At 65.4% G+C, this 14,488-nt stretch carries 23 protein-coding genes; 1 reads left to right on the top strand and 22 read right to left on the bottom strand.

The features are described 5' to 3' along the window. Positions 1 to 44: 44 nt before the first annotated feature. Together ssb and H609_RS0104200 are read right to left on the bottom strand one after the other, a co-directional pair. Positions 45 to 521, bottom strand: a complete 477-nt coding sequence (ssb, locus tag H609_RS0104205) for a single-stranded DNA-binding protein (protein ID WP_018865690.1) — start codon at positions 519 to 521, stop codon at positions 45 to 47. 109 nt (positions 522 to 630) lie between these two features. After that, the gene (locus H609_RS0104200) at positions 631 to 2,001 is read right to left on the bottom strand and encodes an MFS transporter (RefSeq protein WP_028484378.1); all 1,371 of its coding nucleotides are present in this window, start codon (positions 1,999 to 2,001) and stop codon (positions 631 to 633) included. Positions 2,002 to 2,174: 173 nt separating this feature from the next. Between H609_RS0104200 and uvrA the strand changes: the two genes are divergently transcribed. Beyond that, positions 2,175 to 5,027 (top strand): excinuclease ABC subunit UvrA, encoded by a 2,853-nt coding sequence (uvrA, locus tag H609_RS0104195; RefSeq protein WP_028484377.1) that lies wholly within the window; start codon positions 2,175 to 2,177, stop codon positions 5,025 to 5,027. Between the two features lie 121 nt (positions 5,028 to 5,148). Here the strand turns inward: uvrA and rplQ are convergent, their stop codons facing one another. The 20 genes from rplQ to rplP all read right to left on the bottom strand — a co-directional run bounded on the left by rplQ (position 5,149) and on the right by rplP (position 14,482). Further along, positions 5,149 to 5,538: a 50S ribosomal protein L17 gene (gene rplQ, locus H609_RS0104190; protein WP_018865687.1), complete on the bottom strand. Its 390-nt coding sequence runs from the start codon at positions 5,536 to 5,538 to the stop codon at positions 5,149 to 5,151. A 43-nt stretch (positions 5,539 to 5,581) separates the two neighbouring features. After that, complete coding sequence (rpoA, locus tag H609_RS0104185) at positions 5,582 to 6,571, bottom strand: DNA-directed RNA polymerase subunit alpha (protein ID WP_028484376.1); 990 nt, start codon at positions 6,569 to 6,571, stop codon at positions 5,582 to 5,584. Between the two features lie 30 nt (positions 6,572 to 6,601). Further along, positions 6,602 to 7,222 carry a 30S ribosomal protein S4 gene (gene rpsD, locus H609_RS0104180; RefSeq protein ID WP_018865685.1) on the bottom strand — a complete coding sequence of 207 codons (621 nt, stop codon included), beginning with the start codon at positions 7,220 to 7,222 and terminating at the stop codon, positions 6,602 to 6,604. A gap of 15 nt (positions 7,223 to 7,237) precedes the next feature. Beyond that, positions 7,238 to 7,627 carry a 30S ribosomal protein S11 gene (gene rpsK, locus H609_RS0104175; RefSeq protein WP_017941093.1) on the bottom strand — a complete coding sequence of 130 codons (390 nt, stop codon included), beginning with the start codon at positions 7,625 to 7,627 and terminating at the stop codon, positions 7,238 to 7,240. 21 nt (positions 7,628 to 7,648) lie between these two features. Next, positions 7,649 to 8,005 carry a 30S ribosomal protein S13 gene (gene rpsM, locus H609_RS0104170; RefSeq protein ID WP_017941092.1) on the bottom strand — a complete coding sequence of 119 codons (357 nt, stop codon included), beginning with the start codon at positions 8,003 to 8,005 and terminating at the stop codon, positions 7,649 to 7,651. Between the two features lie 66 nt (positions 8,006 to 8,071). Further along, positions 8,072 to 8,185, bottom strand: a complete 114-nt coding sequence (gene rpmJ, locus H609_RS13715; protein WP_018881305.1) for a 50S ribosomal protein L36 — start codon at positions 8,183 to 8,185, stop codon at positions 8,072 to 8,074. Positions 8,186 to 8,200: 15 nt separating this feature from the next. Beyond that, entirely contained in the window at positions 8,201 to 9,547 is a 1,347-nt protein-coding gene (gene secY / locus H609_RS0104165; protein ID WP_018146441.1) for a preprotein translocase subunit SecY, read from the bottom strand. Between the two features lie 3 nt (positions 9,548 to 9,550). After that, entirely contained in the window at positions 9,551 to 9,982 is a 432-nt protein-coding gene (rplO, locus tag H609_RS0104160; protein WP_018865683.1) for a 50S ribosomal protein L15, read from the bottom strand. A gap of 2 nt (positions 9,983 to 9,984) precedes the next feature. Further along, positions 9,985 to 10,164 (bottom strand): 50S ribosomal protein L30, encoded by a 180-nt coding sequence (gene rpmD / locus H609_RS0104155; RefSeq protein ID WP_017941089.1) that lies wholly within the window; start codon positions 10,162 to 10,164, stop codon positions 9,985 to 9,987. 3 nt (positions 10,165 to 10,167) lie between these two features. Then, positions 10,168 to 10,674 carry a 30S ribosomal protein S5 gene (gene rpsE / locus H609_RS0104150; RefSeq protein ID WP_018865682.1) on the bottom strand — a complete coding sequence of 169 codons (507 nt, stop codon included), beginning with the start codon at positions 10,672 to 10,674 and terminating at the stop codon, positions 10,168 to 10,170. A 26-nt stretch (positions 10,675 to 10,700) separates the two neighbouring features. Next, positions 10,701 to 11,054 (bottom strand): 50S ribosomal protein L18, encoded by a 354-nt coding sequence (gene rplR, locus H609_RS0104145; RefSeq protein WP_017941087.1) that lies wholly within the window; start codon positions 11,052 to 11,054, stop codon positions 10,701 to 10,703. A gap of 10 nt (positions 11,055 to 11,064) precedes the next feature. Next, a complete protein-coding gene (gene rplF / locus H609_RS0104140) occupies positions 11,065 to 11,595 on the bottom strand; it encodes a 50S ribosomal protein L6 (RefSeq protein WP_028484375.1) in 531 nt (176 codons plus the stop codon). A gap of 10 nt (positions 11,596 to 11,605) precedes the next feature. After that, positions 11,606 to 11,998: a 30S ribosomal protein S8 gene (rpsH, locus tag H609_RS0104135; RefSeq protein ID WP_017941085.1), complete on the bottom strand. Its 393-nt coding sequence runs from the start codon at positions 11,996 to 11,998 to the stop codon at positions 11,606 to 11,608. A gap of 14 nt (positions 11,999 to 12,012) precedes the next feature. After that, a complete protein-coding gene (rpsN, locus tag H609_RS0104130) occupies positions 12,013 to 12,318 on the bottom strand; it encodes a 30S ribosomal protein S14 (RefSeq protein ID WP_018865680.1) in 306 nt (101 codons plus the stop codon). A gap of 15 nt (positions 12,319 to 12,333) precedes the next feature. Further along, positions 12,334 to 12,873 carry a 50S ribosomal protein L5 gene (gene rplE / locus H609_RS0104125; RefSeq protein WP_018865679.1) on the bottom strand — a complete coding sequence of 180 codons (540 nt, stop codon included), beginning with the start codon at positions 12,871 to 12,873 and terminating at the stop codon, positions 12,334 to 12,336. A gap of 17 nt (positions 12,874 to 12,890) precedes the next feature. Next, on the bottom strand, positions 12,891 to 13,205 hold the full coding sequence (gene rplX, locus H609_RS0104120; protein ID WP_018865678.1) for a 50S ribosomal protein L24: 315 nt from the start codon (positions 13,203 to 13,205) through the stop codon (positions 12,891 to 12,893). Positions 13,206 to 13,212: 7 nt separating this feature from the next. After that, positions 13,213 to 13,581 carry a 50S ribosomal protein L14 gene (gene rplN, locus H609_RS0104115; RefSeq protein ID WP_017941081.1) on the bottom strand — a complete coding sequence of 123 codons (369 nt, stop codon included), beginning with the start codon at positions 13,579 to 13,581 and terminating at the stop codon, positions 13,213 to 13,215. 22 nt (positions 13,582 to 13,603) lie between these two features. After that, positions 13,604 to 13,870: a 30S ribosomal protein S17 gene (gene rpsQ / locus H609_RS0104110; RefSeq protein WP_018865677.1), complete on the bottom strand. Its 267-nt coding sequence runs from the start codon at positions 13,868 to 13,870 to the stop codon at positions 13,604 to 13,606. 4 nt (positions 13,871 to 13,874) lie between these two features. Next, positions 13,875 to 14,069, bottom strand: a complete 195-nt coding sequence (rpmC, locus tag H609_RS0104105; protein WP_018865676.1) for a 50S ribosomal protein L29 — start codon at positions 14,067 to 14,069, stop codon at positions 13,875 to 13,877. Then, positions 14,069 to 14,482 (bottom strand): 50S ribosomal protein L16, encoded by a 414-nt coding sequence (gene rplP, locus H609_RS0104100; RefSeq protein WP_017941078.1) that lies wholly within the window; start codon positions 14,480 to 14,482, stop codon positions 14,069 to 14,071. The genes rpmC and rplP overlap by 1 nt, the downstream gene beginning before the upstream one ends. Positions 14,483 to 14,488: the final 6 nt, after the last annotated feature.

The following is a 14,488-nucleotide window of genomic DNA, read 5'->3' as shown; positions in this document are numbered from 1 at the left end:
CTCGGTACTTCGCTGGTTGGGCCGGTCAGGGATCGCCGTGCGTTCTAGAAGGGGACGTCGTCGTCATCAAAGCCACCGGAGACCGGGGCGCTGCTGCGGTTGCCACCCTGCTGGCCGCCACCGCCATAGGCATTGCCGCCGCCATAGCCCGGGTCCTGATCGAACCCGCCACCGCCGCCGCCCCCGCGACCGCCGATCAGCTGCATGTCGTTGGCGACCACCTCGGTGCTGTAGCGGTCGTTGCCGGACTGGTCCTGCCACTTGCGCGTCTGGATCTTGCCTTCGATATAGACCTGCGAGCCCTTGGACAGATACTGCGCGGCGATATCCGCCAGGCGCCCGAACATCACCACCCGGTGCCATTCGGTGTTCTCGCGCTTCTCGCCGGAATTCTTGTCGGTCCACTGTTCCGACGTTGCCAGACGCAGGTTGGTGACGGTAACCCCGTTGGGGGTCTCGCGCTTTTCCGGGTCGGCCCCGAGGTTGCCGAGCAGGATGACTTTGTTGACGCCGCGGGCCATGGGGCCTCCTTCAGTCGGGCATGGAGAGACAGACCCGATAGTGTAGCAGCCCACCCCCGCCGCGACAGTGCACCGGTCCACGACGCGGAGCCGGCACGTCCTGCCGGCGCTACCGGGAGGGCGGGCGCGCCAGCCAGGCCGCCAGCTCGGGGGTATCCGGACCGCCGGGCTCCACCTTCAGGTAGAGGGACCCGGCGTCCGGCGACAGCTCGGCCTCGTGCACCCCCGGCCAGTGCGCGATCAGTCGCAGCAGCTCGGCCTCGCGACCGGACCAGTGGGCGGGCAGCGCCAGCACGCGGTTGGAGCGGTAGCGCGGCTGCATCCCGCGCGCCCCCCACCACCACAGCAGCAGCAAAGGCACCCCGGCGAGGAACACGCCGACCGGCCCGGCGACCGTCAGCAAGGCGCCCCCAAGCACCCCGCCGGCGAAGATCCCGAGGAACTGCGCGGTGGCGAAGCCGCCCATCGCGGTGCCCTTGTGGGCCACCGGCGCCACGCGTGCCACCAGGGACGGCAATCCGGCCTCCAGCAGATTGAACGCGGCGAAGAACAGGATCATCAAGGCGCCCAGCGTCCACAGGCCGCCACCGTCCAGCACCAGCAGGGCCAGCAGGACCTGCACCCCGGCCAGCAGGAGGATCGCCGCGCGCAGCACGGCGTGCACGCGCCGCCGCCGCTCGCCGAAGATGATCCCCGGCAGCATCAGCACGAACCCCGCCAGCAGGACCGGCACATAGAACTTCCAGTGACTCGCCCCGGGCAGCGCCAGGGTCTCCAGCAGCAGGACCGGGATCACCAGGAAGTTCGCGGCCAGCACCAGGTGCAGCACAAAGATGCCGAGATTCAGGCGCAGCAGGTCGGGGGCGCGCAGGACCCGCGGCAACGCGGACCACACCGGCACCATGTCCGGATGCCTGCGCACCCGATCCGGGCTCGGCACCCACAGGAACAGGATCACGATCGCGACCAACCCGAGCAGCGCAGAGAGGCCGAAGACCCCCTCCAGCCCCGCCGCACGGTCCACCAAGGGGCCCAGGGCCATCGCGGCGGTAAAGGTCAGACCGATGGTCAAGCCGATGGCAGCCAGCGCCCGCATCCGACGCTCCTCGCCGACCAGGTCCGCCGTCAGGGCCAGGATCACCGCGGCCACCGCGCCGGCCCCCTGCAGGGCACGCCCGAGGATGATGCCGTGGATGGTCTCCGCCAGCGCGGCCACCAGGCTGCCGGCAACGAACAGCAGCAGGCCGGCCAGGATCAGCGGCTTGCGCCCCACGCGGTCGGACAGCAGCCCGAACGGGATCTGCAGAATCGCCTGGGTGAGGCCGTAGATCCCCAGCGCCAGCCCCATCAGCAGCGGAGTCGCGCCAGGGATACGGTCGGCATGCAGCATAAAGACGGGCAGGACCATGAACAGGCCCGCCATGCGCACGCCATAGATCGCCGCGAGCCCGGTGGTGGCGCGCAACTCCCGCGGGCTCATGGCGTCCGGAACCGGCGCATGGACGGAGGGGTGTTCATGGCAGCGGAGTTTACCGGCAACCCCGGCGCGGAAACCATGGCGCCGCACGCCCGGGTGTTAAGATGGCCGGTTTGCGGTACCCCGGATCGCCGGGCACACCGCGCGACGCAACCCGGTGGAGTCGACCCAGCCCCATGGACAGCATCAGCATTCGCGGCGCCCGTACCCATAACCTGAAAAACGTGGACCTCGATCTGCCACGCGAGCGGCTGATCGTGATCACCGGCGTCTCCGGCTCGGGCAAGTCGTCGCTGGCCTTCGACACCCTGTTTGCCGAAGGCCAGCGCCGCTACGTGGAGAGCCTGTCCACCTATGCCCGGCAGTTCCTGTCGATGATGGAGAAACCCGACGTCGACCAGATCGAGGGCCTGTCGCCGGCGATCTCCATCGAACAGAAGAGCACCTCGCACAACCCGCGCTCCACCGTCGGCACCATTACCGAGATCTACGACTACCTGCGCCTGCTGTTCGCCCGCGCCGGCGAACCGCGCTGCCCGGAACATGGCGAGACCCTGGCCGCGCAGACCATCTCGCAGATGGTGGACCAGGTGCTGGAGCTGCCGGAGGGCGACAAGGTGATGCTGCTCGCGCCCGTGGTGCGCGGACGCAAGGGCGAGCATCACAAGATGCTGGAGGCGATGCGTTCCCAGGGGTACCTGCGCGCGCGCATCAATGGCGAGATTCACGACCTCGATGCCCTGCCGGCGCTGGACCCGAAGCGCAAGCACAACATCGAGATCGTGATCGACCGCTTCCGCGTGCGCGAGGACCTGCGCCAGCGTCTGGCCGAGTCCTTCGAGACGGCCACCGAGCTCGCCGACGGCCTGGCCCTGATCGCCTGGATGGACGAGCCGGAACGCGAACCGATGATCTTCTCCGCCCGCTTCGCCTGCCCGGTCTGCGGATATGCGCTGCGCGAGCTGGAGCCGCGCCTGTTCTCGTTCAACAACCCGGCCGGGGCCTGCCCCACCTGCGACGGCCTGGGCGTACACCAGTTCTTCGATCCCGAGCGCGTGGTCTCGCAGCCGGAGCTGAGCCTGGCCGGCGGGGCCGTGCGCGGCTGGGACCGACGCAACGCCTGGTACTTCAGCCTGCTGACCAGCCTGGCCCGTCACTACGGCTTCGACGTAGAGACCCCGTGGCAGGAGCTGCCCGCGGAGGTGCGCGCGGTGGTCCTGCACGGCTCCGGCAAGGAGAAGGTCAAGCTCGCCACGCCCGCCGCCAACGGCCGCCTGCGCACCGACGAACGCGTGTTCGAGGGCGTGATCCCGAACCTCGAACGGCGCTACCGCGAGACCGACTCCTCTGCCGTGCGCGAGGAGCTGGGCCGCTACCTGGCGGAGCAGCCCTGCCCCGACTGCCACGGCACGCGCCTGAATTCCGCCGCGCGCCATGTGTTCGTCAATGACTTGACCTTGCCGGAGGTCACGCACATGAGCGTGGCCAATGCCCAGACCTTCTTCAGCGACCTGCGCCTGCCCGGGCGTTTCGCCCAGATCGCCGAGAAGATCGTGCGCGAGATCTCCGCGCGCCTCGGCTTCCTCAACGATGTCGGGCTCGACTACCTGACGCTGGACCGCTCCGCCGACACCCTGTCCGGCGGGGAAGCCCAGCGCATCCGGCTGGCGTCGCAGATCGGCTCGGCCCTGGTCGGCGTCATGTACATCCTCGACGAACCCTCCATCGGCCTGCACCAGCGCGACAATGCGCGGCTGCTGAACACCCTCAGCCACCTGCGCGACCTCGGCAACACCGTGATTGTCGTCGAGCATGACGAAGACGCCATCCGACAGGCCGATCACGTAGTGGACATCGGACCGGGCGCCGGCCGCCACGGGGGCCAGATCGTCGCCTCCGGGACCCCCGAGGCCGTCGCCGCGCATCCTGAATCACTCACCGGTGCCTACCTGCGGGGCACACGATCTATCGCGGTCCCGGAACAGCGCCACGCTGCCGATCCGGAAGCCGAAATCCGGGTGATCGGCGCGCGCGGCAACAATCTCAAGGGCGGCGAATTCGCCTTCCCTACGGGCCTGTTCACCTGCGTCACCGGCGTGTCCGGATCCGGCAAGTCGACCCTGGTCAACAACACCCTTTATCCGGCCGTCGCGACCGCCCTGCATGGGGGCCGCCACCACATCGAGGCCCACGAGCGCATCGACGGCCTGGAACGCATCGACAAGGTCGTCGACATCGACCAGAGCCCGATCGGGCGCACACCGCGCTCGAACCCGGCGACCTACACCGGACTGTTCACACCCATCCGCGAGCTGTTCGCCGCAACCGCCGAGGCCCGTTCGCGCGGTTACAAGCCGGGGCGCTTCTCCTTCAACGTCCGTGGCGGGCGCTGCGAGGCCTGCCAGGGGGATGGCGTGATCAAGGTCGAGATGCACTTCCTCCCGGATGTCTTCGTGCCCTGTGACGTCTGCAAGGGCCACCGCTACAACCGCGAGACGCTGGAGGTGCGCTACAAGGGCAAGAACATCCACGAGGTCCTCGAAATGACGGTGGAAGAGGCCCTCGACTTCTTCCAGCCCGTGCCGGTCATCCACCGCAAGCTGGAGATGCTGATGGAGGTCGGGCTGTCCTACATCCAGCTCGGCCAGAACGCGACCACCCTCTCCGGCGGCGAGGCCCAGCGCATCAAGCTCGCGCGCGAGCTCTCCAAGCGCGACACCGGACGCACCCTCTATATCCTCGACGAGCCCACCACCGGGCTCCATTTCGAAGACATCGCCCAGCTCCTGCGCGTGCTCCACCGCCTGCGCGACCACGGCAACACCATCGTCGTGATCGAGCACAACCTCGACGTGATCAAGACCGCCGACTGGCTGATCGACATTGGGCCCGAAGGCGGCAGCGGCGGCGGCGAACTGCTGGTTGCCGGCACCCCGGAGACCGTCGCCGCCACGCCCAACAGCCACACCGGCCAGTTCCTCGCGCCCCTGCTGGCCCCGGCCGCCCGCCCTCGGGCCGTCTCCAACTGAAGCCGCGCATCCCGCGACCGGCTCGCAAAACGCCCGCCCCGGACGCAAGAAAGCCGGCACGAGGCCGGCTTTCTCGGGACCGCCACCCCCGAGAGGGCGCGGTTCATTGCACTGCGGAACCTCAGGCGGCTTCGCCGTCCCCGGAATCGCCCTCGGGGCGATCCACCAGCTCCACGTAGGCCATCGGGGCGTTGTCACCCGGACGATTGCCACACTTGAGGATACGCAGATACCCACCCGGGCGCTGCTGATAGCGCGGACCCAGCTCACTGAACAGCTTGCCCACGATCTCCTTGTCGCGCAGACGCGCAAAGGCCGTGCGACGGCCATGCACGCTGTCTTCCTTGGCCATGGTGATCAGCGGCTCGGCGACCCGGCGCAGTTCCTTCGCCTTGGGCAGCGTGGTCTTGATCAGTTCGTGCCGGAACAGGGCCACGGACAGGGCCTGAAACGTGGCCTTGCGGTGCGAGCTGTTACGGCCCAGCTGACGGCCGGAATGACGATGACGCATGAGAGGCTTCCTCTAGAAAAACGATGGGCGCAGGGCGCCGTGATTACTCGTTGTCGTCGCGCAGACCCGGCGGCGGCCAGTTCTCGAGACGCATGCCCAGCGACAGCCCATGGGTCGCCAGCGTGTCCTTGATCTCGGTGAGCGACTTCTTGCCGAGGTTCGGCGCGCGCAGCAGCTCGACCTCGGTGCGCTGAACCAGGTCCCCGATGTAGTACAGGTTCTCCGCCTTCAGGCAGTTCGCCGAACGCACCGTGAGCTCCAGTTCGTCCACCGGACGCAGCAGGACCGGGTCGATCGCACCACCGGCGGTCCCGACCACCTCGCCGGCCTCTTCCTGGAGGTCGACGAACGGGGCCAGCTGGCCCTGCAGGATCGTCGCTGCCTGACGCACCGCGTCATCCGGCGCGATCGCACCGTTGGTCTCCAGTTCCAGCACCAGGCGGTCCATGTCGGTACGCTGCGCCAGACGCGCGCTCTCGACGCGGTAGGACACGCGGCGGATCGGGCTGAAGCTGGCATCCAGCAGCAGTCGGCCGATGCCCGTATCGTCGCCCGCCTCGGACTGGCGTCGGGCGCTCACGGGCTCATAGCCACGGCCGGCCCGCGCGGTCAGCGTCACGTCCAGGTCGACGTTCTTGGTGATGGTCGCGATCACGTGTTCAGGATTCACGACCTCCACGTCATGGTCCACCTGGATGTCACCCGCCGTCACCACGCACGGACCCTTCTTCTTCAGGGTCAGGGTGGATTCGTCACGGCTGTGCATGCGCAGCGCCACGCCCTTGAGGTTCAGCAGGATGTCAACGACGTCCTCCTGCACCCCTTCGATCGTGGTGTATTCGTGCAGCACGCCCTCGATCCGGGCCTCGACGATCGCGGCACCGGGGATGGACGACAGCAGCACACGCCGCAGGGCATTGCCCAGGGTATGCCCGAAACCGCGTTCCAGCGGCTCGAGCCCGACCTTGGCCTGATTCCGGTTCTCGGCCTCGACCTCGATCTGCTGTTTCTTGACCAGTTCGTTCGACTGCATTGTGACTCCTGGCGCCAGGCCGAAAAACGATTACTTCGAGTACAGCTCGACGACGAGCGACTCGTTGATGTCCGCGGGCAGATCCGAACGGTCCGGGATCGCCTTGAAGGTCCCTTCGAACTTGCTGGTGTCGACTTCGACCCAGCTCGGGAAACCGGTCTGCTCGGCCAGGGTCATCGCATCCTGGATGCGGACCTGCTTGCGGGCCTTCTCGCGGACCGTGACCACATCCGACGGCTGAACCTGATAGGCGGCGATGTTCACCACCTGGCCATTCACCATGATCGCGCGATGCGCCACCAACTGCCGCGCTTCCGAGCGGGTGGCGCCGAAGCCCATGCGGTACACGACGTTGTCCAGACGACCTTCCAGCAGCTTCAGCAGGTTCTCGCCGGTCGAGCCCTTGCGCTGGGCGGCCTTCTTGTAATAGTTGCGGAACTGCTTCTCCAGCACGCCGTAGATCCGGCGCAGCTTCTGCTTCTCGCGCAGCTGCACGGCATAGTCGGACAGGCGGGTACGGCGTTCACCGTGCTGACCCGGCGGCTTGTCCAGCTTGCATTTGGTTTCCAGCGCGCGCGCGCCGCTCTTCAGGCCCAGATCCACGCCTTCGCGGCGGCTGAGCTTGCACTTCGGTCCAATGTAACGAGCCATTCTCGAACTCCAGCCTTAAACGCGGCGTTTCTTGGGCGGCCGGCAGCCGTTGTGAGGGATCGGGGTCACATCACTGATATTCGTGATCTTGAACCCGGCATTGTTCAGCGCACGCACCGCCGACTCGCGACCCGGACCCGGGCCCCGCACCATCACGTCGAGATTCTTCACGCCGTGCTCGGCCGCGGTCGTCCCGGCCCGTTCGGCCGCGATCTGCGCAGCGAACGGCGTGGACTTGCGGGAACCACGGAAACCGGAGCCACCGGAGGTGGCCCAGCTGATCGTATTGCCCTGCCGGTCCGTGATCGTGATGATCGTATTATTGAACGTGGCATATACGTGAGCCACGCCCTCGGCGATATTCTTGCGGACCTTCTTCTTGGTCCGAGTCTGCGCTTGTGCCATGTACCTGAGATCCCAGTCTGATTACTTGCGAATCGGGCGACGCGGGCCCTTGCGGGTGCGTGCATTCGTCTGCGTCTGCTGACCCCGCAGCGGGAGGCCGCGGCGGTGACGCACGCCCCGGTAGCAGCCCAGGTCCATGAGCCGCTTGATGTTCATGCTGACTTCCCGGCGCAGATCCCCTTCCACGGGGATCTTGTCGATCTGCGCGCGCAGGGCATCGACTTCGGCATCGGTCAGATCCCGCACCTTGATGTCCCGACGCACACCCGCGGCATCGCAGATCAGGCCGGCCCGGGTGGGGCCAATGCCATAGATCGCGGTCAGCGCGATTACCGTGTGCTTCTGGTCAGGAATATTGATTCCAGCGACGCGAGCCATCCAACCTCTCCATCTAAATCCGGCAAAGCCGGCTATAGTAGCAATGAATATCCGTTACGCCAAGCGTTAGCCCTGGCGCTGCTTGTGGCGGGCATCCGAACAGATCACCCGCACCACACCGTTACGCCGAATGACCTTGCAGTTTCGGCAGATCGGCTTTACAGATGCACGTACCTTCATGGTCTTTCTCCTGGTCTAGCGGATCCCGGTACCGCCGAAACCCTTCAGATTCGCTTTCTTCATCAACCCTTCGTACTGGTGGGACACCAGATGCGACTGCAGCTGGGCCATGAAATCCATCACCACGATCACGATGATCAGCAGCGACGTCCCACCGAAGTAGAACGGCACGTTCCAGTACAGGATCAGGAACTCGGGCAGCAGGCAGACCGCGGTGATATAGACCGCGCCCACCGCCGTCAGCCGTGTCATGACCCCGTCAATAAACCGTTCCGTCTGCACCCCGGGACGAATCCCCGGGATGAAGGCGCCCTGCTTCTTCAGGTTCTCCGCGGTATCCCGGGAGTTGAACACCAGCGCGGTGTAGAAGAAGCAGAAGAAAATAATCGCGGCCGCATAGAACATCACGTACAGCGGCTGCCCCGGCGCCAGCGTCGTCGAGATCTCGCGCAGCCAGTCCATCCCTTCGGCCTGCCCGAACCACTGCCCCAGCGTCGATGGGAACAGGATGATACTGGAGGCGAAGATCGGCGGAATCACCCCGGCCATGTTCAGCTTCAGCGGCAGGTGGGAGGACTGCCCGCCCACCATCTTCCGCCCGACCTGGCGTTTCGCGTAATTGATCGTCACGCGTCGCTGACCGCGCTCGACGAACACCACGAAGGCCGTCACCGCGAGGGCCAGCACGATCAGGATCACCACGAACGCCGCCGCCAGTTCGCCGGTACGCGCCAGCTCCAGCGTGCCGCCAATGGCCCCCGGCAGCCCCGCCACGATCCCCGCGAAAATGATGATCGAGATCCCGTTCCCGATGCCGCGCTCGGTGATCTGCTCGCCCAGCCACATCAGGAACAGGGTACCGGTCACCAGCGAGACGACCACCGTAAAGATAAAGATCGGCCCCGGGTTCAGCGCCATCGGCATGCCCTGAATGGTCTGTCCATTCAGCGCAATCCCGATCCCGATACTCTGAAACAGCGCCAGCGCCACGGTCCCGTAGCGCGTGTACTGCGTGATCTTGCGCCGCCCCTGCTCGCCTTCCTTCTTCAGCTGCTGCAGGGCCGGCACCGTGGCCGCCAGCAGCTGCATGATGATCGCGGCGGAGATATACGGCATCACCCCGAGGGCAAAAATCGACAGCCTTTCCAGCGCCCCGCCCGAGAACATGTTGAACATGTCCAGGATGGTGCCGCTTTGCTGCTCGAAGAACTGCGACACCGCGACCGGGTTGATGCCCGGCACCGGGATGAACGTACCGATCCGGTACACCACCAGGGCGCCCAGCACGAACAGCAAGCGTTGGCGTAACTCGGTAAAACCGGTGAGTCCGCCACCGGAACGTGCTGTCGCTCCACGCGCCATTATTTAGGCCTCGACGCTCCCGCCGGCCGCTTCGATCGCGGCCCGCGCACCCTTGGTCACACCCACGCCCTTCACGGCGCAGGCACGGGACACCTCACCGGAGGCGAAGATCTTCGCGCTCTGGGCGTCGCTGCGCACGACACCGGCGGCCTTGAGGCTTTCCAGGGTCACGTCGCCGTCCACCTTGGCCAGCTCGCTCAGGCGCACTTCGGCCGCGTACTGCTGCTTGCGGGAGCGGAAGCCCACCTTCGGCAGGCGCCGCTGCAACGGCATCTGGCCGCCTTCGAAGCCGACCTTGGTGAAGCCGCCGGAGCGGGACTTCTGGCCCTTGTGGCCACGGCCGCCAGTCTTGCCCAGACCGGAACCAATGCCACGACCGACGCGCTTGCCCGGCTTGCGGGCGCCGTCGGGGCTTGCAATCTCATTCAGTCGCATCGTTAGACTTCCTCTACCTTCAGCAGGTACGACACCTTCTTGACCATGCCCAGATTTTCCGGGGTGGCCTCGACCGTCGAGGTGCTGTGGGTCTTGCGCAGCCCCAAGCCGCGGACGCACGCCTTGTGCGATGCGATGCGGCCGGCGGTGCTGCGTACCAGGGTCAGTTTCAGCTTGCTCATGGCTTAGCTCGTCACTTCGTCAACGGTCTTGCCGCGCTTGGCCGCCACGCGCTCCGGCGAGCTCACCGTGGTGAGTCCGTCGATCGTGGCCTGCACGACGTTAATCGGATTGCGTGATCCCACGCACTTGGCAAGCACGTTACGCACCCCGGCCACTTCCAGCACGGCACGCATGGCCCCGCCGGCGATGATCCCGGTACCTTCCGAGGCGGGCTGCATGTAGACGTTCGCGGCACCGTGGCGGCCATTGACCGCGTAGTGCAGGGTCCCTTCGTGCAGGGCCACGTTGCGCATCTCCATCCGCGCCTGCTGCATTGCCTTCTGGATCGCGGCCGGAACCTCGCGCGCCTTGGCATAGCCATAGCCCACGCGACCTTCTCCGTCGCCCACCACCGTCAGTGCGGCAAACCGGAACTGGCGACCGCCCTTGACCACCTTGGCCACGCGGTTCACGCCAATCAGCTTTTCCTGCAGGCCGTCTTGCGCTTCGCTTACATCGTTACGTGCCATATCTCTCTCCGCTCGATCCCGTTTGACTAGAACTGCAGGCCGTTTTCACGTGCGGCGTCGGCCAGAGCCTTCACCCGTCCGTGATAACGGAAACCCGCGCGGTCAAACGCGACCTGTTCAATACCGGCCTTGCGCGCGCGCTCGGCAATCGCCTGCCCCACACGGGCCGCCGCCTCGGCGTTCCCGGTCGAACCGCCGGCATTCTTCAGATCCTTCTCCACCGTTGACGCCGCGGCGAGTACCGCGTCGCCGGACGGGGCGATGATCTGCGCGTACATGTGGCGGGGCGTCCGGTGGATACAGAGACGATGCACCCCCAGCTCACGGATCTTGAACCGTGCGCGACGCGCCCTCTTAAGTCTGGCCTCTTTCTTGTCCACTGGTGCCTACCTACTTCTTCTTGGCTTCTTTGCGCACAATGCGCTCGTCTTTGTACTTCACGCCCTTGCCCTTGTAGGGCTCCGGCGGGCGGAAGGCGCGAATATTCGCGGCCACCTGGCCCACCTTCTGGCGATCGGTCCCCTTGACCACGACCTCGGTCGGGGTCGGCGTTTCCACCGTCACACCATCGGGGATCTCGAAGTCGATCGGATGCGAATACCCGAGGGTCAGGTTCAGCTTGGCGCCCTGCATCTGCGCGCGGTAGCCGACACCCACCAGCTCCAGGGCCCGTTCGAACCCCTGGCTGACACCGTGGACATGATTCCCGAGCAGCGCACGGATGGTACCGGCGAGCGCGACGTTTTTCGCATTCTCGGCGGCCTTCACACGCACCACGCCGTCCTCGACGGTAACCGTCACCGCCTCGGGGCAGGTGAGCTGAAGCTCGCCCTTCGGGCCCTTGATCTTGATCTCGCTGTCCGTCTGCTCCACGGACACACCGCTCGGCAGCTGGATCGGCAGATTTGCAATGCGCGACATGGCTGATTCCTCAGTAGATCTTGCAGAGGACCTCGCCACCCTGGCCAGCGGCCCGGGCTGCGCGGTCACTCATGACACCCTGCGGCGTGGAGATCACCGCGACACCAAGGCCCGCGTTGATCCGCGGCAGTTCGTCCTTGCCGCGATAGATCCGCAGACCCGGGCGGGAAATCCGTTCGACGGTCTCGATGACCGGCCGTCCCTCGAAATACTTCAGCTTCACCACAAGCTTCTTCTGTGCGGCTTCGCCCTCGACCTGCATGTCGCCCACGAAACCCTCTTCCGCGAAGACCTTCAGGATGCGCTCCTTGGCCTTGCTGTAGGGAATGGCGACCTGCTCCTTGTTCGCGCGCTGCGCATTGCGCACGCGGGTGAGCATGTCGGAAATCGGATCGGTCATCATCGCTTCAAATCTCCTTACCAGCTCGCCTTGCGCAGGCCCGGAATCTCGCCCTTCATGGCGTATTCCCGCAGCTTGTTGCGCCCCAGGCCAAACCGGCGGTAATAGCCCTTCGGCCGGCCGGTCACGCCACAGCGGTTCTTCTGACGCACGCGCGACGAATCACGCGGCAGTTTCTGCAGCGCATGCATGGCCGCCAGACGTTCCTCGGAGGACTTGGTGTCGTCCACCAGGATTGCCTTGAGTTCGGCCCGCTTGGCCGCGTACTTCTTTACCAGTCGTTCGCGCTTTTTCTCGCGCTCGACCATCGATACCTTCGCCATGTGCGCCTACCTCGTTTACTGCCGGAACGGGAATCGGAAGGCCTCCAGAAGGGCCTTGGCTTCCGCGTCCGTCTTTGCGCTGGTTGTGATGGTGATGTCCATGCCGCGCAGCTTGTCGACACGGTCGTAGTCAATCTCCGGAAAGATGATCTGTTCCTTGATGCCCAGGCTGTAGTTGCCGCGGCCGTCGAACGCCTTCGCGGAAAAACCGCGGAAGTCGCGTACCCGGGGCAGCGCCACATTGATCAGGCGATCCAGGAATTCGTACATCTGCCGGCGCCGCAGGGTCACCTTGCAGCCGATGGGATAATCATCACGGATCTTGAAGCCCGCAATCGACTTGCGTGCCTTGGTGACCACCGGCTTCTGCCCGGCGATCGCAGTCATATCACCGACCGCGTGTTCGATCACCTTCTTGTCCGCGACCGCATCGCCGAGACCCATATTGAGGGTCACTTTGGTGATGCGCGGAATCTCCATCACGTTGGCATAGCCGAACTGCTCGCGCAGGGCCTGCTTCACGTTGGATTCGTATTCTTCTCTCAAGCGTTCCATAAACCGTCCGTCCCGCGTTATGCGTCCACGACCTCGCCGTTCGAGCGAAAGACCCGCACCTTGCGGCCGTCTTCCAGGGTCTTGAACGACACGCGATCACCCTTGTCGGTTGCCGGGTTGAAGAGCATCACGTTCGAGACATCGATCGGCATTTCCTTCTCGATGATCCCGCCACCGACACCCTGCTGCGGGTTCGGCTTCTGATGCTTCTTCACCATGTTGATGTTCTGGACCAGGACCTTGCCGTCCAGGACCTTGATGATGGTCCCGCGGCGACCCTTGTCCTTGCCCGCGATCACGACGACATCGTCGCCCTTGCGAATCTTGTTCATCTCGTCCTCACAGCACTTCCGGGGCGAGGGAAATAATCTTCATGTACTTCTCCCCTCGCAGTTCACGCGTCACCGGCCCGAAGATACGGGTGCCGATCGGCTGGTGCTGGTTGTTCAGCAGGACCGCGGCGTTGCGGTCGAAGCGGATGATCGAACCATCCGGGCGCCGCACGCCGGAGGCGGTACGCACCACGACGGCGTCGTACACATCGCCCTTCTTGACCTTGCCACGCGGGATCGCGTCCTTGACGCTCACCTTGATGACATCGCCCACGCGGGCGTACCGGCGGTGCGAGCCGCCCAGCACCTTGATGCACTGGATGCGTCGGGCGCCGCTGTTGTCGGCGGCCTCGAGCACGGTCTGCATTTGAATCATGACTTATCTCCTGGCAGCCGATTCAGAGCGCGTCCTGCCCGACCACTTCGATCAGGGCAAAGCGCTTCTGCTTGGAAACCGGCCGGCATTCACGGATACGAACCCGATCGCCCATGCGGGAGACGTTCTCCTCGTCGTGGACGTGCAGTTTCGTGCTGCGGCGGATGAACTTGCCGTACAGCGGATGACGCACGCGACGCTCGACCAGGACCGTCCGGGTCTTGTCCATCTTGTCGCTGATCACCCGCCCCACGACGGAACGCTGAGTCTTGGAACCTTCTTCGGTCATCTTCTTAGCCTGCCCTTCTGCGTTCATTCATCAGCGTCTTGATCTGCGCGATCTCGCGCCGCACCTTGCCGACGCGATCCGGGCGCGCGAGCTGCCCGATCGCCTTCTGCATACGGAGGCCGAACTGCTCCTTGTAGAGCGCTTCCAGCTCCTGGTTCAGATCGTCATCCGACTTCTTTCTGAGTTCTTCTGCTTTCATTACATCACCTGCCGACGGGTGAAGACCGTCTTGACCGGGAGCTTGGCGGCGGCCAGGCGCATGGCCTCGCGGGCCACGTCCTCGTGAACGCCTTCCATCTCGTAGAGCACGCGGCCGGGCTGGATCTTGCAGACCCAGTACTCCACGCCACCCTTGCCCTTGCCCATACGCACTTCAAGCGGCTTCTTGGTCACCGGCACGTCCGGGAACACCCGGATCCAGATCTTCCCGCCACGCTTGATGTGACGCACCATCGCACGCCGCGCGGCCTCGATCTGGCGCGCGGTAATGCGACCGCGTTCAACGGCCTGCAGGCCGTACTCGCCGAAGCTGACCTTGGCACCGGTCGAGGCCATGCCCCGGTTCCGGCCCTTGAACTGCTTGCGGAATTTGGTTCTTTTTGGCTGCAACATGGTCTA

This window comes from Thioalkalivibrio sp. ALE17 (genome assembly GCF_000425605.1).
Lineage (GTDB): Bacteria > Pseudomonadota > Gammaproteobacteria > Ectothiorhodospirales > Ectothiorhodospiraceae > Thioalkalivibrio.
Note: the sequence above shows the minus strand (reverse complement) of the source record. Positions and strands in the feature narration are given on the sequence as shown.